This window comes from Neptuniibacter sp. QD72_48 (assembly GCF_047778065.1).
GTDB lineage: Bacteria > Pseudomonadota > Gammaproteobacteria > Pseudomonadales > Balneatricaceae > Neptuniibacter.
Genome location: NZ_CP180547.1, coordinates 695,134 through 713,538, shown reverse-complemented (window position 1 = coordinate 713,538; position 18,405 = coordinate 695,134). Strand labels below are relative to the sequence as shown.

At 44.2% G+C, this 18,405-nt stretch carries 19 protein-coding genes; 2 read left to right on the top strand and 17 right to left on the bottom strand.

Features of this window, described 5'->3' with window-relative positions:
* Positions 1–196 precede the first annotated feature (196 nt).
* Together bioA and ACMXYX_RS03030 are read left to right on the top strand one after the other, a co-directional pair.
* Positions 197–1,483 (top strand): adenosylmethionine--8-amino-7-oxononanoate transaminase, encoded by a 1,287-nt coding sequence (gene bioA, locus ACMXYX_RS03035; protein WP_415897546.1) that lies wholly within the window; start codon positions 197–199, stop codon positions 1,481–1,483.
* A gap of 9 nt (positions 1,484–1,492) precedes the next feature.
* A complete protein-coding gene (locus tag ACMXYX_RS03030) occupies positions 1,493–1,924 on the top strand; it encodes an acyl-CoA thioesterase (RefSeq protein ID WP_415883531.1) in 432 nt (143 codons plus the stop codon).
* 57 nt (positions 1,925–1,981) lie between these two features.
* Here ACMXYX_RS03030 and ACMXYX_RS03025 read toward each other — a convergent pair whose 3' ends face one another.
* The 17 genes from ACMXYX_RS03025 to trpE all read right to left on the bottom strand — a co-directional run bounded on the left by ACMXYX_RS03025 (position 1,982) and on the right by trpE (position 17,954).
* Positions 1,982–2,362, bottom strand: coding sequence for a Na+/H+ antiporter subunit G (locus tag ACMXYX_RS03025; protein WP_415883530.1), 381 nt, complete (start codon positions 2,360–2,362; stop codon positions 1,982–1,984).
* Positions 2,363–2,371: 9 nt separating this feature from the next.
* Positions 2,372–2,641 carry a K+/H+ antiporter subunit F gene (locus ACMXYX_RS03020; protein WP_415883529.1) on the bottom strand — a complete coding sequence of 90 codons (270 nt, stop codon included), beginning with the start codon at positions 2,639–2,641 and terminating at the stop codon, positions 2,372–2,374.
* The gene (locus ACMXYX_RS03015; protein WP_415897545.1) at positions 2,635–3,123 is read right to left on the bottom strand and encodes a Na+/H+ antiporter subunit E; all 489 of its coding nucleotides are present in this window, start codon (positions 3,121–3,123) and stop codon (positions 2,635–2,637) included. The genes ACMXYX_RS03020 and ACMXYX_RS03015 overlap by 7 nt, the downstream gene beginning before the upstream one ends.
* 3 nt (positions 3,124–3,126) lie before the next feature.
* Positions 3,127–4,644, bottom strand: a complete 1,518-nt coding sequence (locus ACMXYX_RS03010) for a monovalent cation/H+ antiporter subunit D (protein WP_415898229.1) — start codon at positions 4,642–4,644, stop codon at positions 3,127–3,129.
* Positions 4,644–5,000, bottom strand: a complete 357-nt coding sequence (locus ACMXYX_RS03005; protein WP_415883527.1) for a Na+/H+ antiporter subunit C — start codon at positions 4,998–5,000, stop codon at positions 4,644–4,646. Before ACMXYX_RS03005 ends, ACMXYX_RS03010 begins: the two co-directional genes overlap by 1 nt.
* Positions 5,000–7,801, bottom strand: coding sequence for a monovalent cation/H+ antiporter subunit A (locus ACMXYX_RS03000; RefSeq protein WP_415897544.1), 2,802 nt, complete (start codon positions 7,799–7,801; stop codon positions 5,000–5,002). Before ACMXYX_RS03000 ends, ACMXYX_RS03005 begins: the two co-directional genes overlap by 1 nt.
* 225 nt (positions 7,802–8,026) lie before the next feature.
* The gene (gene dnaB, locus ACMXYX_RS02995) at positions 8,027–9,421 is read right to left on the bottom strand and encodes a replicative DNA helicase (protein WP_415898228.1); all 1,395 of its coding nucleotides are present in this window, start codon (positions 9,419–9,421) and stop codon (positions 8,027–8,029) included.
* A gap of 91 nt (positions 9,422–9,512) precedes the next feature.
* On the bottom strand, positions 9,513–9,959 hold the full coding sequence (gene rplI, locus ACMXYX_RS02990; protein WP_415883525.1) for a 50S ribosomal protein L9: 447 nt from the start codon (positions 9,957–9,959) through the stop codon (positions 9,513–9,515).
* Positions 9,960–9,996: 37 nt separating this feature from the next.
* On the bottom strand, positions 9,997–10,851 hold the full coding sequence (locus tag ACMXYX_RS02985; protein ID WP_415897543.1) for a hypothetical protein: 855 nt from the start codon (positions 10,849–10,851) through the stop codon (positions 9,997–9,999).
* 18 nt (positions 10,852–10,869) lie between these two features.
* A complete protein-coding gene (gene rpsR, locus ACMXYX_RS02980; protein WP_007020960.1) occupies positions 10,870–11,097 on the bottom strand; it encodes a 30S ribosomal protein S18 in 228 nt (75 codons plus the stop codon).
* Between the two features lie 23 nt (positions 11,098–11,120).
* Positions 11,121–11,540 (bottom strand): 30S ribosomal protein S6, encoded by a 420-nt coding sequence (gene rpsF, locus ACMXYX_RS02975; protein ID WP_415906463.1) that lies wholly within the window; start codon positions 11,538–11,540, stop codon positions 11,121–11,123.
* 150 nt (positions 11,541–11,690) lie between these two features.
* Complete coding sequence (locus ACMXYX_RS02970; protein WP_415883522.1) at positions 11,691–13,328, bottom strand: cache domain-containing protein; 1,638 nt, start codon at positions 13,326–13,328, stop codon at positions 11,691–11,693.
* Positions 13,329–13,549: 221 nt separating this feature from the next.
* Entirely contained in the window at positions 13,550–13,957 is a 408-nt protein-coding gene (locus ACMXYX_RS02965; protein ID WP_415884634.1) for an OsmC family protein, read from the bottom strand.
* A gap of 18 nt (positions 13,958–13,975) precedes the next feature.
* Entirely contained in the window at positions 13,976–14,785 is an 810-nt protein-coding gene (gene trpC, locus ACMXYX_RS02960; RefSeq protein WP_415897542.1) for an indole-3-glycerol phosphate synthase TrpC, read from the bottom strand.
* A gap of 3 nt (positions 14,786–14,788) precedes the next feature.
* The gene (gene trpD, locus ACMXYX_RS02955) at positions 14,789–15,811 is read right to left on the bottom strand and encodes an anthranilate phosphoribosyltransferase (RefSeq protein WP_415897541.1); all 1,023 of its coding nucleotides are present in this window, start codon (positions 15,809–15,811) and stop codon (positions 14,789–14,791) included.
* An 18-nt stretch (positions 15,812–15,829) separates the two neighbouring features.
* Entirely contained in the window at positions 15,830–16,423 is a 594-nt protein-coding gene (locus ACMXYX_RS02950) for an aminodeoxychorismate/anthranilate synthase component II (protein ID WP_415897540.1), read from the bottom strand.
* 46 nt (positions 16,424–16,469) lie between these two features.
* Positions 16,470–17,954: an anthranilate synthase component I gene (trpE, locus tag ACMXYX_RS02945; RefSeq protein ID WP_415897539.1), complete on the bottom strand. Its 1,485-nt coding sequence runs from the start codon at positions 17,952–17,954 to the stop codon at positions 16,470–16,472.
* Positions 17,955–18,405 lie beyond the last annotated feature (451 nt).

Below are 18,405 nucleotides of genomic sequence, written 5' to 3'. Positions count from 1 at the left end.
TGAATTTTTTTTCATAATCACGCATTTTTTATTAGTTTTTTCGCTTATTTATTAACATGTTACAAAAGATTTATATTTTAGAGCTTTCTTACATAACAAGCACTCAGAGATAAAATTAGAACTTGTCTTGATCAAAAATTTTAAGCAGGCTCTAATACTCCTAATTAAAAAATTTCGATTAAGGGCACACCTAAGCATGATCACTTCTGAGCAGGTTTCTTTTGACCAGCAACATATTTGGCACCCCTACTCATCCATGATCAACCCTCCAGCGGTTTACCCTGTCGAATCGGCTAGTGGCGTTAAATTAAAGCTAAGTAACGGCAAAGAACTTATCGATGGTATGGCATCGTGGTGGTCAGTTATTCACGGCTATAACAATCCAGAATTAAACCAAGCAGCACATGAACAGATCGATAAAATGGCGCATGTCATGTTTGGCGGCCTTACTCATGAACCTGCAATCAATCTCTGCCAAAAGCTGGTAGAGATGACTCCTGCCAATCTCGATAAAGTGTTTATCGCAGACTCAGGCTCTGTTGCCGTTGAAGTCGCTCTTAAAATGGCCATTCAATATCAACACGCCCGCGGTAAGCCAGAAAAACATAAGCTACTTACCATTAAAAATGGCTATCACGGTGATACCTTTGGTGCGATGGCTGTATGTGATCCAGTTACGGGGATGCATGAAATTTTTACTGGTGTACTACCACAGCATTTCTTTGCGCCAGCTCCTCAAACAAAATTTGATCAGAGCCTAGACGAAAGCGATATCGCTCCTTTACGCCATTTACTAGAGCAACATCATTCAGAAATAGCAGCATTGATCTTAGAACCTGTTGTTCAAGGTGCAGGCGGCATGCGCTTTTACTCACCGCAGTATTTGAAAGAAGCACGCGCACTGTGCACTGAATTTGATGTATTACTCATAGCCGACGAAATTGCGACCGGTTTTGGTCGAAGCGGTAAGTTGTTCGCTTGCGAACATGCAGGCATCGAGCCTGACATTCTTTGTCTAGGTAAGGCGATTACCGGCGGATACATGTCATTAGCCGCCACACTTACGACAAAGCATATCGGCGAAACCATCTCCGCAGGTGGTGCTGGCTGCTTTATGCACGGCCCAACATTTATGGGCAATCCTCTAGCATGTGCTATTGCCAATAAAAGCTTGGAGCTATTGATTAAAAACGATTGGCAGACAAATGTCACTCGGATCGAAGCCGGATTAAAAGCAGGTTTAGCACCAGCAGCGGAATTAGATCATGTACATGAGGTACGCAGCTTAGGTGCTATTGGCGTTATCGAGATGAAAGAAGCTGTTAATACTGCCGAGATTCAAAAGTTATTTATAGAGCGTGACTTGTGGATAAGACCCTTCGGCAAACTAGTGTACGTGATGCCACCTTACATTATGACAAACGATGAATTAGAAAAGCTCACCTCTGGAATGGTAGATGCTGTCTCAGTTTACAAAACTTAAGGATTAGATATGGCCCGCATTAAGCTAGACATGCCTGACAACTATATTTTTTCCACAGAATTACCTGTGCGAATCAGTGATATTAATTACGGTGGCCATCTAAGTAACGATGCCATGCTCTCTATCGTGCATGAAGCGCGCATTCGCTTCCTCAGCCATTATCATTATGGAGAGTTAGATATTGAAGGGCTCGGTCTTATCATGACTGACTCAGCCATCGTATACAAAGCAGAAGGGTTTCATGGCGACCAACTTCAGATCGATATCGCCTTAGCTGATATTAATAAGTATGGCTTCGACTTTTTCTATCTGATAACCAACAAGAAAACCGCTGTTGAAGTGGCTCATGCAAAGACTGGCGTCGTTTTTTTCGATTACGATAAACGTAGCGTTACTGCTGTGCCAGAAGCCTTTATAAACAAAGTCATTAGAGATGCTTAAATCAATTTTCTAAACACAAAAAAAGGGGCACTTAATGCCCCCTTTTTCAGATTCAATTTAACCTTCAGACTTTTCGCTTTGCCCCGGCGGTTCTCGATGTTTTGCGGGTTCAGCTAACTCTTCATTTACGCTGCCTTTATTGATTTTTACCTGCAGGTGTAATGCTGTTTTAGCCAACATCATTGCACTTACAGGCGCTGTAATGAAAAGGAAGATCGTAATCAAAAGTTCGTGAGCACTCACGCCACCATTACGGTACGAAGTGATCAACATCGAAGCAATCAGAATAGCCCCCATGCCTAAGGTTGTAGCTTTCGTCGGTGTATGCAAACGCATATAAAAATCAGGCATTTTCATTAACCCGATCGAGCCTAAAAGAACAAAAGCTCCACCCATTAGCAGCAATGCCGAGCCAATTAGCTCAATATAAAAACCCATGCTTAATTCCTACTCAATGATGTCGCCACGTAACAGATATTTACACAATGCCGCTGTACTTACGAAACCTAACATTGCAATCAAAAGAGCAGCTTCAAAATAGAGCGATGTGCCCATAATCAAGCCAAACAAAAGGATCAAAGCAATACTATTAATATACATAGTATCCAACGCCAAAATGCGATCTGGCTGATCCGGACCATTAAACAAGGTTACAAGGTTGAGCGTCATCGCAATCACAACCATGGCTGTAGCAGCAATAAGACAGAACATTAACATCCAAAAATCTCCTTCAATGGCTGCTCGTAGCGCTCTTTAATCTCTTTTATAGTTCCAGCCTCATCTACAAGGTTAAGTGCATGCACATATAACCATTTTTGATCTATGGATACTTCAGCACTCACTGTTCCTGGCGTTAAAGAGATCGTACTGGCCAATACAGTGATAGGAAAGTCGCCCTCTATATCTAAAGGAATCGCTAAAAAACCTGGCTTCAAACGCTTGGTAGGACCAAGTACCTGAACAGCTACTTCAAAGTTGGCTGAGACAATATCTCCTAACACTTTCAGAGCATATAAGACCACTTGAACCGGCTTGTTAATATTTAACCGGTGAAGTTGAGTTCCTCTTAACAACAAAGGAATCCCAATCGCTAAGATAGAAGCTAATACCAGATGACCCGGTGCTACCGATTCATTCAGCAACAGCCAAACGACAAATAAAATTAAGCTTTGCCAAGGCATAGGAAAGATCATACGCATACCTTAACCTCCATTCTCATTTGACGCTGGCAGCAGCATATAAGGATTTTCTGCTTGCTGATAAATTTGGTTCGCGGTTTCCTGTGTAAATTCAGTTACGGGGCCACCAAAAATAACTAACAGTGGAGACATAACTAGCAGGAAGAAAACAGAAACAAACTTCACTTTTGGTAATTTTTCACAGTGGTTTGCATCACCACTGACTCGCCAAAACAAAGTAGAACCGCCTCGGGACATGGCTACAACGCCCATTAAACTAGCGAGCAAAATAGCAGACCACGCCCACGCCATCTCTGCAGGCTCCACAGCCGTTTGCAGTATCATCACTTTACCCAAGAAACCTGAGAAAGGCGGCAAACCGATCATTGAAATAGCGGCTAACGCAAACGCAATTCCAAGCGGAAGCGACTGACACATTCTACGAGATCGAGCAAAACGATCTGAAACTTTACCCCTCTGTTCGGCAATTGCGTCAGCAAGTAGGAACATCGCGCCAGTAATAAGCGTTGAATGGATCAGATAATAAAGTGCCGCGGATGCAGATTCAGGTGTATTGATAGCCAAAGCACACAGTAGTGTACCGACAGAAACAATCACTAGATTAGAAACCAACATACGCAATGTCTGACTTGCTAGAGCGCCTATAGCCCCCATAACGAGCGTAAGTACCGCGATCGGCCATAGCCAAGGACCAGCAAGATTAGCTAACTCTCCGGCATAGTCACCAAAACCTACAGTAAAGATACGCAAGATACTGTATATCCCTACCTTGGTCATAATCGCGAATAATGCAGCTACAGGAGCACTAACACTTGAATAGGTTCTCGACAGCCAGAAGTGCAGCGGGAACATCGCAGATTTTAAACCAAAGACAAGTAAAAGCATCATCCCGCCGATTTGCGCGAGCAATTTATCTTCGCCAGACAAGGTACGAATTTTCACTGCCATATCGGCAATATTCAGGGTACCTAGCACCCCATACATAATCCCTAGAGCGAAAAGGAATAGTGCTGAACCCACTAGATTTAGCGTTACATAATGTACGCTCGCCAACGTTTTCTGCTTACCACCGCCGTGAACAACCAACGCATAAGAAGCAAGCAATAGCACCTCGAAGAATACGAACAGGTTAAAGATATCCCCTGTAAGGAATGCGCCGTTTATCCCCATCAACTGGAACATAAACAGCGGATAGAAGAACATACCTGTTCGATCATCCCCTGCGGCACCATAGAGCAAAGCACCAAAGGCCAGAACCATGGTTAGCAAGATCATCAAACTAGATAAGCGATCAGCGACAAGAACAATACCGAATGGCGCTTGCCAGTTACCTAACTGATAAATGGTAATTTCACCGCTACCCGCCGTAATCAGTAACTGAATTGCGACAATTAAAGTAACTGCTGCACCAACAAAAGTGATGAACCTCTGACGGTTTAGCGTCGTAGAGAAAGGCGGCAGCATCATAAGTACTGCCGTTAGCATTGGCAGCAAAACAGGTAAAATCGGAAGGTGCTGCATCATTTCGACTTATCCTTCTTCTCAATATCCAAAGCTTTTTCACGCCCATCAACATGGTCATTACCCAAATCCGCACGAGCCCTCATAGCTAAGATAACCGCGTACGCAGTCATCGCGAAGCCAATCACGATGGCAGTCAACACCAATGCTTGAGGCAGAGGATCTGCATATTGTTCAGACGAACCTAAAATAGCAGCCCCATTAACAACCAGTCTACCGCTGGAGAATAGGAAGAGGTTTACAGCATAGGACAGCATTGTCAGTCCCATCACTACAGGGAAGGTTCGACCTCGAAGAGTCAGAAAAATACCGCAGGTCGTTAACACACCCACGCAGAGCGCATACATTAATTCCATTACATATTCTCCAACTCACGAGCGTCTACTCGTTCTGAAGTTGTCAATTTACCTAGGTTCGCCAAAATCATCATGGTTGCACCAACAACAGTGAGATAAACACCCAAGTCGAACATCATGGCACTCGCCAGCTCAAATTTACCGACCCAAGGCCATTTGAAGTAATCGAACCATGAAGTTAGGAATGGACGGTCGAATATGAAACTACCTACCCCCGTCATAAATGCGATCAACAGGCCAGAACCTATTAGTGCCTGATATTTCAGACGGATATTCTCTTTCATCCATTCAACACCATTAGCAATGTATTGCTGGATTATTGCCACGGCCGTGATAAGACCTGCAATGAAACCACCGCCCGGTTCATTATGGCCGCGCAAGAAGATGTAAACTGAGACCATTAACGCCAAAGGCAGTAACATCTGAGAAATCGTCGACAGTACCATTGGATGGGAATCAGTGCTCCAATGACGGCCATGCTCATCACCAGAAGGCATGTAAAGACGCATACGAACAATCAGTTTATAGATACCCAACGCGGCAATACCCAGCACCGTAATTTCACCAAAGGTATCAAAACCACGGAAGTCCACCAGAATCACGTTGACCACGTTGGTACCGCCACCGCCCGTTTTACTGTTCGCAACAAAGAAATCAGAGATTGATTCAAGCGGACGCGTCATCATCGCGTAGTTAACCGTACCAATGATGCCACCAATCAAAGCCGAGATACTTAGGTCACGAACTAGGCGTCGAGGGGACGATTCTTTCGGCGTATTCTTAGGTAAGAAGAACAATGCAAGCATCAGTAGAATCACGGTTACTACTTCTACAGCCAACTGCGTCAGAGCCAAGTCTGGCGCAGAGAAACGAGTAAAGGCTACCGACACGATGAGACCTACGACAGAAAGCATCAGTAGAGAGGTCAAACGTTTTCTGTGCCAAACCATGGTCGCAATAGCAGCAAGGATCAACAGCAAAGCGGCTGTACCCGAGGCATAATCAAGCGGTATTTGTGATCTATTCCCTGCGGTTTCTTGTAAATACACTAGAGGCATCACAGAAACAGCAAAGATCATAAACAAGAAAATGGATAAATAACGTTGCAACGAACCGTTTTCAATCCACTCATTAACTGCGCGAGTTGAGTTAACTAGCCTTTGCACCCAGCCCTCAAATACCAATTTAGAATCAGGCTCTGGGAATTGGCCTTGGAATTGGAAAAGCTTTTTACGGTTATAGTAGATGATAAAGCCACCGAGCATGGCCAGCACACTCATCAACAACGGTACGTTAAAACCGTGCCAAATCGCTAAGCTAAATTCTGGCATTGGACCTTGTAAGGTAGCGATTGAAGCTGCATTCAGTAGATCAATAACAACGATGCCTGGAACCAAGCCCACAACTATACAAATAGCGACCAAAATTTCTACAGGCACTTTCATATAACGAGGCGGTTCATGCGGTGTTTTCGGCAAATTAATCGGCTCTCCATTAAAGAAGACATCGTGGATAAAACGTAATGAGTAAGCAACCGAGAATGCCGCACCCATTGTCGCCAATACAGGTATAACCCAAGAGAGTGAACCTAAAGTTGCTTGATCCAATGCTTCCGTGAAAAACATCTCTTTAGATAGGAAGCCATTTAGTAACGGCACACCCGCCATAGACGCCGCTGCGATAATCGCTAAGGTCGCGGTATATGGCATATATTTCCACAAGCCATTTAGCTGACGCATATCGCGTGAGCCAGCCTCGTGATCAATAATGCCCGCCGCCATAAAGAGCGACGCTTTGAAGGTAGCATGGTTGATGATATGAAAGATTGCAGCGACTGCAGCCATTCGTGTGTCCATACCCAACAACAGCGTAATCAAGCCTAGATGACTGATAGTCGAGTAAGCAAGAAGACCTTTTAAATCGTGCTTAAAGAGCGCTATATAGGCACCGACCAACAGTGTACATAGGCCTGTGATGCTCACAATCAGGAACCACATATCTGTTCCAGACAGCACTGGGTAGAAACGTGCCATCAGGAAGATACCCGCTTTTACCATCGTCGCTGAGTGAAGGTATGCACTCACAGGCGTCGGAGCTGCCATCGCATTTGGCAGCCAGAAGTGGAATGGGAACTGAGCAGACTTTGTAAAAGCCCCCAAAAGTACCAATACCAAAATAAATGGATACTGAGCAGATTCTCGAATTAAGTTACCACTGTCGAGCACTGCTTGAAGATCATAACTGCCAACCACTTGGCCAATTAAAATCACGCCTGCTAACAGCGCTAAACCACCCGCACCTGTCACAGTAAGCGCCATACGCGCGCCTTTACGAGCTTCTGTTTTATCTGACCAAAAACTAATAAGCAGGAAGGAACTAATACTGGTCAATTCCCAGAAGAACCACATTTGGATCAAGTTACCCGAAGCAACGATCCCCACCATAGCGGTCATGAACAGCATCAAATAGGCAAAGAATTTACCTATAGAGTCTTTCTGGGATAAGTAATACCGAGCATACAAAATGATCAAAAGACCAATGCCCAATATCAATAATAAGAAAAGGAAGCTTAAACCATCGAGCCTAACAGATAGCTCCAAACCAGCCGCAGGCACCCAATCGACAGCGTAAGCAAATACCTCGCCTTGGAGTAACTGAGGACTGATAGAGAGAACTATCCCTAAAGCAACTGCAGGTGCAATCGCAGTTAAAATAGTACAGACGGTTCGACTAAAACGAGCAGCATACAATGGCACAAGGCTGCCCAATAAAGGTAATAACAATACCGCAAACAATTTCATACGTGTCTTTTTCCGGTTAATCCCATCACCAAGAATGGATAGAAATTTGTTTTCACAGCTAACAAACAACCCTACATAAGGTTATGAAAACACTCTAATTCTGTATGTTTTTGACCACACTGTCCATGACAACTCGCCTCCTTGAGTTCATTCTAGACAACTTAAGAACAAAGCAGTCTTAAACTAAAGATTCGCTCAATACTTCTGCACCGAATAAAATGCAATTTAATCATCCATACCCACATATTGCGCATAGACATCAGGTGCAAGGTTTTCAAACTTGGTGTACTTACCAATAAAGGCCAAACGACTCGTACCGATTGGGCCGTTACGCTGCTTACCTATGATGATTTCAGCTACACCTTTGTGTTCTGAATCCTCGTTATAAACTTCATCACGGTAGATAAACATAATCACGTCGGCATCCTGCTCAATCGCACCCGATTCACGCAAATCTGAGTTTACAGGACGCTTATTCGGACGCTGCTCAAGCGTACGGTTAAGCTGAGACAAGGCAACAACAGGGCATTCAAGCTCTTTCGCAATCGCCTTCAAAGAACGAGATATTTCAGAAATCTCTTGGGTACGACTCTCGATACCCGGGGTTTTCATCTGCATAAGCTGCAGATAGTCAATCATGATCAGTGATAAAGGACCATGCTCACGTACAATACGACGTGCACGGGTACGTAACTCGTTAGGGCTAATACCGGCCTGATCATCAATAAACAACGGCTTATCGCGCATCATATTGACGGCCGTTGTTAGTTTAGGCCAATCCTCTTCTTCCAACGAACCAGTCCGCACTCGCGTCTGATCGATACGACCCAACGAAGACAACATACGCGTCATCAACTGTTCCGCAGGCATCTCCAAACTAAATACCAAAACAGGCTTATTACTCGCCATTAAGGCATTTTCCACCAAGTTCATGGCAAACGTGGTTTTACCCATCGATGGACGCGCAGCAACAATAATTAGGTCAGAAGGCTGCAGACCCGCCGTTTTGGCATCAAGATCATCAAACCCGGTAGTTACACCGGTCATATCCCCATCACTGTTAAAGAGGGTATCAATTCGATCTACTGCTTTTTTCAGCAGTTCATTTACACCCTCAGGGCCGCCTTGATTAGGGCGATCTTCCGCAATTTGGAAGATCTTTTGCTCCGCAGAGTTGAGTATCTCTTCGGAGGTTTTGCCATCCGGGTTAAATGCATCATCTGCAATTTCATTGGCTGCCGAGATCATTTGACGCAAAAGCGAACGGTCGCGCACAATTTCGGAATAAGCACGGATGTTAGACGCACTTGGTGTGTTCTTAGCAAGCTCGATCAAATAATCTAGCCCGCCCGCACCTTCTAGATCACCGGTACGATCCAATTCTTCAGATAAAGTAACAACATCAATCGGATTGCCATCATTAACGAGCTTACGCATCGTACGATAGATTTTGCGATGCTCCTGACGATAGAAGTTATCATCTAGGACCACCTCAGATACGGTATCCCAAGCATTGTTATCAAGCATCAAGCCACCCAAAACCGATTGCTCAGCTTCCATCGAATGGGGAGGCACTTTAATCCTTGCTAGATCTTCATCCGTTAGTTCACTTTTTTCCATCATTCACAACAGCCTAAAAACAAAAAAGCACCGCATGGAAAATCCACGCAGTGCTTTATAGTACAGTACAGTACGGCTTAGCTAAAGACGATTACTCGCCTACAACAGCTAGCTTAACTGTAGCAGTAACTTCTGGGTGTAGTTGAATAGCGATGTCGAATTCACCGATAGCGCGTAGAGCACCTTCAGGTAGACGAACTTCACTCTTATCAACGTCTGCACCAGCAGCAGTTACAGCGTCAGCGATGTCACGAGTACCGATAGAACCGAACAGTTTACCTTCGTCACCACACTTAGCAGTGATAGTAACTTCTTTCTCGTTCAGTGCTTCAGCACGTGCAGTAGCAGCAGCTAGTTTTTCTGCAGCTGCAGCTTCTAGCTCAGCACGACGCTCTTCAAATTTAGCAACGTTAGCTTCAGTTGCAGGAACAGCTTTGCCCTGCGGTACTAGGTAGTTACGACCGAAACCGCTTTTTACGGAAACTTTGTCACCGAGGTTACCTAGCTTACCAATTTTTTCGAGCAGAATAACTTCCATCTCGTAAACCTCTTTTGTTCTGCAAAGAATTGCAGTCCTAATTCTTAACTGGAATTCGCGATCTGATATCAACAAAACTATCAATAGCAGCCGCAAATACCAGCAGCGTAATCACATACGGTCCCATAAAGAAGGCTGCAACATAAAAGGCAACCAACCAAGACCTTCCTAAATCACGTTTAGCCAAACTGCCATGCACCAATGCGATACCCGCAATGATCCAAGGTAACAGCAACAGTGGTAACCAGCGTAACGACTCCAGATCTAACTGGTAGCAAACGAACGATGCCGCTATTAACACTCCTGTATACAGCTGAGGCAGTCTCAATACATGAAACTCTCGCTGAAAACCGCTCGGGTTGTATAACCCAGCTTGCCAAGAGCGTGCCAGCATTACACTGACAAGCATCATTACCGTATGCACTGATGTTAAACCGCCCAACATGAGCTGCCTTAGCTGCTCAGGATCAAGCTTAACCTCTTGGTTGGCTTGACTAGCTGACTGCACTAAAAACTTATCTAACTGCTTAATTACCTCATCGAGATAGCTACTAAGCATAATATCCATGCCTACGCTCGCTATAGCTCCTACAGGGAGTGCAATCATAAGCACTTTTGCCCAAGAAACCGTCTCTCTCAAAGTAATTGCAAGGATATATGTTCCTACAATTACAGCCAGTGGTGTCGGGTCGGACACACTGTATGCCCAGACTCCTGCAGGCAATAATGCCCAAATCAGTAGTCCGGTGCCTTCACTTCGGCCTTTACGTAAAGTAACCAAAGCGACGGCAGCTGCACTTACCCAATAAAGTAATGGCAGCAAGGCGGCGATAACCGCCACAAAAGCCGCTTGTTTACGGCCTTTCATGACCAATTCGGCCAAGGCACGCATAGCGACTCTCCTACCTAATTACTGATGGCTATCAGTGTAAGGTAGTAGCGCTACGAAACGAGCACGCTTGATAGCAGTAGCCAGCTGACGCTGGTAACGCGCTTTAGTACCTGTAATACGGCTAGGTACGATTTTGCCAGTTTCGGTGATGTAACCTTTTAGCGTGTCCAGATCTTTGTAATCGATCTCTTGAACACCTTCAGCCGTAAAACGGCAGAACTTACGACGGCGGAAAAAACGAGCCATTGTATCTCTCCTCAGAAATTAAATTACTCAGCAGCTTCTTCAGAAGCTTCCGCAGCAGGTGCTGCTTCTTCAGCTGGCTTTTCAGTAGGCTTTTCTTCACGGCGAGGTTTACGCTCTTCGCGAGATTCAGCAGCTTTGATTGGAGAGATCTCAGTGATCGCTTCTTTACGACGGATAACCATGTTACGCAGAACAGCGTCGTTGTAACGGAATAGGTTTTCCAGCTCGTCTAGAGTTTCCTGACCACATTCGATGTTCATCAGGACATAGTGTGCTTTATGAGCATTGTTGATTGGGTAAGCCAACTGACGGCGGCCCCAGTCTTCTAGACGATGAATTGTGCCTTCTGCACCTTCAATTAGAGAGGTGTAACGCTCAACCATCGCAGAAACCTGCTCACTCTGGTTCGGGTGAACCAGAAATACGATTTCATAATGACGCATTTTAGCTCCTTTCGGGTTAATAGCCCCCTGACCACACCATGTGGTAGGCAGCAAGGAGATTGGAAATAGTTCTCCAAAGGACGCGTAATTCTACGCGCCTAACAAGAGCTATGCAAGGGAAAGACTAGCAAGAGAGGCATTTAGAAAACATCAACTCACTTGATGCATCGACACATAAGCACCAAGCTTCTCACCGGAAGTATCAAATAGCGGCTGACCACTGACATAAACACGTTTAGGCTCGCTCGTATTTGAAACAATAACAATCTCTAGGTTTGATATATGCTCACCATTTAACGCTCTAAATATTGGCCATTGTGAATTATCTAATTGAGTTACACCATCAGCAGCAAATAACTTAAATGGAGCATCCTCAAAACGCTCTAGATGCGCACCTTCAGGTAACCCTCTAAGTTGATTCACCACTCTATTTGAATAAACAAAACGACCATCGACATCACAAACAACTACGCCGCTATCAATGTTCGCCAATACAGCTTCCATAAAGTGAGCCTGTTGAGTTAATCGCTTTCGCAAGGCCTCACTCTTTTGCTGATTATCTTTTAGAAAGTCCACCAAACCTTTAAAGGCGTGCGTTGTGTCGGAAATATCATGAAAGATACTGCCTCCAGCATCGATATTAACTTCTAACTGGCCTTTTTTTACGGACTCAACGCTCTTCTGTAACCTAACGATAGGACGAGAAAGCGATCGCGCAAACCAGATACCAATAATCAAACTGACTAATGTTATCCCTCCTGCAACGATAAAGTTAAATTTCTGATTTGCTTTAATTTCTGTAAGGAAGTCATCTTCCGGCACATACAAGCCTAAGAGCCAAGGCCAATTATCTGAAAAGGGCGTAAATACTGCGTGGTATTTTTTCCCTTCGTGCAAATAACTCGTATTAACAGCTGTATTCAATACATACCAGCCTGGCGAGCGATCAAGGGAATCAACAGCAGCTCGAGTTGCCTTATTACTCAGCTCCCCCACCTTCAACAAACGCTTGACCTCTTCATTTTGAGCATAAGTACCTTGAAGATTACGATGAGCAATCACATCGCCATTATTATTCATAATTAATGCTGAAGCATGCTCACTTAATTCCAGATAACCTAGAAAATCCGACAGTGCTGATAGATCTATATCTACCCCCACCACCCCAATAAGCTCCCCACCTTTTGTAAAAACAGGACTAGCTACGGTGATCCCAGGTGTTTGAGAGGTAAAAAATAGATACGGATCAGTCCAGGTCTGCTGCCTTTCACCCAAAGCCTTAGTAAACCATGGGCGAGTTCTTGGATCATAAGAATCATTTGGATCTTCAGTTGTTTTTACCAACTCTTGATCCTGACCAAACCAACGATTTGTTACAATTCTCTGCCCAGCATCTTCATTAATGCGTTTAATTTGGTACGAGCTTATTTCAGAGCTCCTACGCACAAAATAAAAGTCTCCATCTAGGTTACCGTAGTAAATACCCGCAATATGAGGGAATAACATGAGCTGCTCAAAGAAATACTGCTCCATTTCATCAGGACGCTCTTCACTTACTACTTCATTTCGAGCCAAACTTTGAGTCAAGCTAACAGCGGAGCGGGCAGGCGAAAGAAACTCTTCAGAGTGCTGGATAACTTCACGAGATAAATTGCGCATTAATTTTTGAGCATGGCCTATTAGGACCTGCTCAGTGGTAATGTAGGATGAGGCCAGAATGACACAAACCGTTACAATCTGCAGCGTCACAATGCCTATAGCCAACGTTTTAGATATCGATAAGCGCATCGCCTCACCAAATCCCCAAAGTTTACCTATACAAGCCCTTTTAGGAGATAACAAACACCCCCAACACCCATCAAAAAGGGACAACAATAACCTTAAAAAACAAGCAACTAACTAAATAACATTGCAACTAATATAGCGGATAAATATATAGACTCCAGTAAAAAATAAAAAAGGGCCACTAAAAAGCAGCCCTTTCTAAGGAAAAGCACTCAAAAATGAGATTATTCCACTTCAACAATCTCAAAGCTGTGGGTGATTTCAACACCACCTCGCTCAAGCATCAAGGATGCAGAGCAATATTGTTCAGCCGACAGCTTTACAGCACGCTCAACTTTTTTCTCGCTCAAGCCACGGCCACTAACAACAAACTTTATGTGGATCTTAGTAAAGACAGCGGGTACTTCGTCAGCACGCTCAGACTCAATTTCTGCGACACAATCAACCACATCTTGACGTGTCTTTTTCAAAATACCCACAACATCGTAGCTAGTACAGCCACCTAGACCCAGAAGCATAAGCTCCATAGGGCGAGGCCCCTGCTTCAGCTCGCCATCGATCATTAGATCAAAGCCAGAACCGGTTGTGCCTTGAAAACGCACATCTCCATCCCATTTAACCTTGGCACTCATACTCATAAAGCTACAACCTTACTCAAACAATTCTTTTAATTTCTGACCTGGATTTTCAGCACGCATAAACGCTTCACCCACTAAGAAGCTATGAACATTATGTTCGCGCATTGCCTGAACATCTTCGCGACTATGGATACCACTTTCAGTAACGACAATTCGATCTTCTGAAATAGAGCTCAGCAAATCATAGGTATTATTTAACGTCACCTCAAAGGTATGTAGATTTCGGTTATTAATACCAACCAACTTATTATTTAGCGGAAGGGAACGCTCCAACTCGTCAGCACCATGGACTTCAATTAATACATCCATTTCTAGCTCAAGTGCCAGACCATTCAAATCAGCCATTTGCTGATCCTCTAAGGCAGATACAATCAATAGAATGCAGTCAGCACCAATAGCACGCGCTTCATAAACCTGGTACGGATCGACAATAAAGTCTTTACGGATAATCGGCAAAGAACAGGCAGCTCGCGCCAGCATCAGATACTCTTCGCTACCGTGGAAATAATCTTTATCTGTTAAAACCGACAAGCAACTTGCGCCACCCAACTCATAAGATTTAGCAATATCAGCTGGCACAAACGGATCTCTTAGCAATCCTTTAGATGGGCTATGCTTCTTAGCTTCAGCAATAACCGCAGAACGCCCCTCAGCTATCGCTTTCTCCATATTCGCAACAAAACCACGAGGGTCAAAATCAGTCCCCTTTTGGTCAGCAATACGTGCTTTAAGATCAGCAATAGAAACTTTTGGCTGTCGCTCTGCTACTTCCTGCGCTTTACGGGCAAGAATTTTCTTTAAAATCGTTGGTGTATCTGACATCTCTTAACCCTTAAATGCCTGACTAAAGCCAGCCAATTCTTTAACTTTAGATGCAGCCGCACCACTTAAAATAGTCTCTTTAGCCAACGCCACACCCTCTTTAAGGTTAGCAGCCTGATCCGAAACATAGAGAGCTGCGCCAGCATTGATAGCAATCATATCAACCGCTTTGGCATGCTCACCGGCAAAAGCCGCTTGAATCATTTCCAAACTTTCAGCAGAGCTACTTACTTGCAAACCCTCTAGTGTTTGCTTGCTAAGCCCAACATCATCAGCGGTCAAAGTATACTCACTCACTTCACCATCTTTTAGCTCAGCCACATAGGTATCACCAGCCAAACTAATTTCATCCAAACCTTCTGCCGCGTGAACGACCATCGCATGAACCGCACCTAATGCCTGCAAAGCCTCAGCTAGAGGGCGACAAAGTGTTTTATCAAACACACCTAAGAGGTAATGTTTAACACCTGCTGGGTTAGTTAAAGGCCCCAAAATATTAAATAAGGTTCTTAAGGACATCTCTTTACGAGGACCAATGGCATGCTTCATCGCACTGTGGTGCTGAGGCGCAAACATAAAGCCCAAACCAACCTTCTCAATACATTGCGCAATTTCTTCAGGCTTAAGCTCTAAATTAATACCCGCAGTTTCTAACAAGTCAGCAGAACCAGAGCTGGAAGAGACAGAACGATTACCGTGTTTAGCAACATGGCCACCAGCCGCTGCAACAACAAAAGAACAAGCACTAGAAACGTTAAACAGATTCGCGCCATCACCACCGGTGCCTACAATATCAACGGCGTTAGGCACATTAATATCCACAGGCGTTGCTAGCGATCGCATTGCATCAGCAGCACCAGTTATTTCATTTACTGTTTCGCCTTTCATACGCAAAGCGATCAATAAACCACCGATTTGTGCATCGGTCGCTTGCCCTGTCATGATCTGATTCATCACAGCACGCATATCTTCTTGGCAAAGGTCCTGACGATCCACAACCAAAGCTAATGCTTGTTTAATATCCATTGATTATCCTTAGTAATTTCAAGCTGCAGGCTTAGTGCGTTTCAAGAAGTTAGCCAATAAATCATGGCCTTGCTCCGTCAAAATAGATTCAGGGTGAAACTGGACTCCCTCAATATCTAGAGTCTTATGTCTAACACCCATAATCTCATCGACATTACCCTCGTCATCTTGAGTCCAAGAGGTCACTTCTAAACACTCCGGAAGTGTATTTTGATCAATTACAAGAGAGTGGTAACGAGTCACTTCTACAGGTTGTGCTAGCCCTTCAAATACGCCTGCGTCTATATGATGAACAGGAGAAGTTTTACCGTGCATTACCTGCTTTGCTCGCACTATATCGCCACCAAAAGCCTGACCAATACTCTGATGACCTAAACAGATGCCAAGAATTGGCAACTTACCTGCAAAGTGTTCAATCGCGGCCACAGAGACGCCCGCTTCATTTGGGGTGCATGGGCCTGGAGAGATAACAAGATGATCCGGATTGAGCGCTTCGATCTCTTCAATCGTAATTTCATCATTACGATAAACACGCACATCAGCGCCAAGCTCACCCAGATACTGAACTACGTTGTATGTAAACGAATCGTAGTTATCGATCATTAATAACATTATCCAGCCCCTAATAAGATGAAATTAGCTGATTGATTTTGCAATATCATAGATTATCCAAGCCTCGCTCAACCATAGCAACCGCACTGAATACTGCACGGCCTTTATTCATGGTTTCTTTCCACTCCAAACGCGGCACAGAGTCAGCCACAACACCTGCACCCGCTTGAATATGCAGCACTTCATCTTTGATAACAGCTGTACGAATTGCAATCGCCGTATCCATATTACCATTCCAAGAAAGATAACCTACCGCGCCACCATAAACGCCGCGCTTCACTGGCTCCATTTCATCGATAATTTCCATCGCACGTACTTTAGGTGCACCACTTAAAGTACCTGCTGGTAAAGTTGCACGCAGCACATCCATCGCAGAAACACCCGGCTTCAGCTTGCCGTTTACATTCGACACAATGTGCATTACATGTGAATAACGCTCTATAACCATTTTATCGGTGAGTTCAACACCACCTATTTCAGCTACACGACCAACATCGTTGCGCCCAAGATCTATCAACATCAAGTGCTCAGCGATCTCCTTTGGATCAGCAAGCAATTCTTGCTCCATAGCCAGATCTTCTTCAGGTGTAAGACCACGCTTACGTGTACCAGCGATCGGACGAACACTCACCTGATTACCTTCCACACGCGCCAATATTTCAGGAGAGGAACCAACCACATGAAAATCATCAAGATTGAGAACATACATGTAAGGGGAAGGATTAAGGCAGCGTAGCGCTCGGTATAGATCTAACGGTTTGCTTTTAAAAGGAATCGACATGCGCTGAGAAATGACACATTGCATGATATCGCCATCAAGAACGTATTCTTTGATTTTATCCACAGAATCTTTAAAGGCCTGTTCACCATAGCTCGACTTAAATTCTGCTTCCGATACTTCACGCTGCTGCTCAGCTGGAGTAGCTTCATAAGGCGTAGCTGTATGAAGTTTCTCTACCAACTGATCAAGACGCGCCTGCGCTTTTTCATAAGCTTGATCTTCAGCTGGATCTGCATGTGAGATTAAGATCAACTTGCCTGCTAGGTTGTCAAACACAACAACTTCATCAGACACCATCAACAAAATATCAGGTGTACCCAACAGGTCTTCAGGGCAGCTATCTTTTAAACGCCTCTCAACATAACGTACGCAATCATAACCAAAGTATCCGACCAGACCACCATTAAAACGCGGCATCCCTTCTAACTGCGGTACGCGGTAGCGTGCTTGAAATGTCTCTACAAAATCCAAAGGATCAGACATCTCCAGCTCTTCTATAACCTTACCATCTTCTGTAATTGAGATTTTTTCGCCATGTACTTTCAAAATCGTCCGACAAGGCAAACCGATAATGGAGTAACGCCCCCATTTTTCACCACCTTCAACAGATTCTAAAAGGTAACTATACGCCGTATTAGCCAGTTTTTTGTAGGTAGATAAGGGCGTATCCAGATCGGCTAAAACTTCACGTGTAACGGGAATGCGGTTGTAATTCTGCGCGGCTAGTTCCGCAAATAATTCAGGAGTCATGTCTTTATCTCATAATGCCAAAAACGATAACAAGGGCGATCTGAGCAGACACTAAATAAAAGAAGGGACCAACTTTATGAACTAACGCATTAGAAGGAAAAGCAGCGAGATCTATCTATGCGCCAAAAACCAACCCTAACAGTGCCTGCTGATTAAAAAATCAGGCACGCCATCGCCATCGTTCACCCACGTACGGGAGACGATCTTTTTCAGCATTATTTTTCACGGTCGCTGTAGCAAATAGCATCACGGCAGGTTTAATTAAATTTATGAATAGCCAAAAGATATAGCAGCACCCTATTTGAATCAACTACCACCGCCTACTATTCATACATTAATTGAGGACTTTTGCTGTTTTTAATCCCAAAGAACAACGCAAAATGCAATTAAATAGAAGAACCACAAAAGGTATAAACCTTCGCTACGAAAAAAGACAGACCAAAAAAAACCC

Excerpts from the sequence above, each read along its gene's own strand:
- rpsF (WP_415906463.1), bottom strand. The coding sequence starts at position 11,540 with ATGCGTCATTATGAAATCGTATTTCTGGTTCACCCGAACCAGAGTGAG.
- trpE (WP_415897539.1), bottom strand. The coding sequence starts at position 17,954 with ATGACTCCTGAATTATTTGCGGAACTAGCCGCGCAGAATTACAACCGC.
- ACMXYX_RS03015 (WP_415897545.1), bottom strand. The coding sequence starts at position 3,123 with ATGCGTATGATCTTTCCTATGCCTTGGCAAAGCTTAATTTTATTTGTC.
- ACMXYX_RS03000 (WP_415897544.1), bottom strand. The coding sequence starts at position 7,801 with ATGAAATTGTTTGCGGTATTGTTATTACCTTTATTGGGCAGCCTTGTG.
- ACMXYX_RS03020 (WP_415883529.1), bottom strand. The coding sequence starts at position 2,641 with ATGTTAATGTTCTGTCTTATTGCTGCTACAGCCATGGTTGTGATTGCG.
- trpD (WP_415897541.1), bottom strand. The coding sequence starts at position 15,811 with ATGGATATTAAACAAGCATTAGCTTTGGTTGTGGATCGTCAGGACCTT.
- ACMXYX_RS02970 (WP_415883522.1), bottom strand. The coding sequence starts at position 13,328 with ATGCGCTTATCGATATCTAAAACGTTGGCTATAGGCATTGTGACGCTG.
- ACMXYX_RS02965 (WP_415884634.1), bottom strand. The coding sequence starts at position 13,957 with ATGAGTGCCAAGGTTAAATGGGATGGAGATGTGCGTTTTCAAGGCACA.
- dnaB (WP_415898228.1), bottom strand. The coding sequence starts at position 9,421 with ATGGAAAAAAGTGAACTAACGGATGAAGATCTAGCAAGGATTAAAGTG.
- ACMXYX_RS03025 (WP_415883530.1), bottom strand. The coding sequence starts at position 2,362 with ATGGGTTTTTATATTGAGCTAATTGGCTCGGCATTGCTGCTAATGGGT.
- rplI (WP_415883525.1), bottom strand. The coding sequence starts at position 9,959 with ATGGAAGTTATTCTGCTCGAAAAAATTGGTAAGCTAGGTAACCTCGGT.
- trpC (WP_415897542.1), bottom strand. The coding sequence starts at position 14,785 with ATGTCAGATACACCAACGATTTTAAAGAAAATTCTTGCCCGTAAAGCG.
- ACMXYX_RS03005 (WP_415883527.1), bottom strand. The coding sequence starts at position 5,000 with ATGGAATTAATGTATGCGCTCTGCGTGGGTGTGTTAACGACCTGCGGT.
- bioA (WP_415897546.1), top strand. The coding sequence starts at position 197 with ATGATCACTTCTGAGCAGGTTTCTTTTGACCAGCAACATATTTGGCAC.
- ACMXYX_RS03030 (WP_415883531.1), top strand. The coding sequence starts at position 1,493 with ATGGCCCGCATTAAGCTAGACATGCCTGACAACTATATTTTTTCCACA.
- ACMXYX_RS02950 (WP_415897540.1), bottom strand. The coding sequence starts at position 16,423 with ATGTTATTAATGATCGATAACTACGATTCGTTTACATACAACGTAGTT.
- rpsR (WP_007020960.1), bottom strand. The coding sequence starts at position 11,097 with ATGGCTCGTTTTTTCCGCCGTCGTAAGTTCTGCCGTTTTACGGCTGAA.
- ACMXYX_RS02985 (WP_415897543.1), bottom strand. The coding sequence starts at position 10,851 with ATGCGTGCCTTGGCCGAATTGGTCATGAAAGGCCGTAAACAAGCGGCT.
- ACMXYX_RS03010 (WP_415898229.1), bottom strand. The coding sequence starts at position 4,644 with ATGCAGCACCTTCCGATTTTACCTGTTTTGCTGCCAATGCTAACGGCA.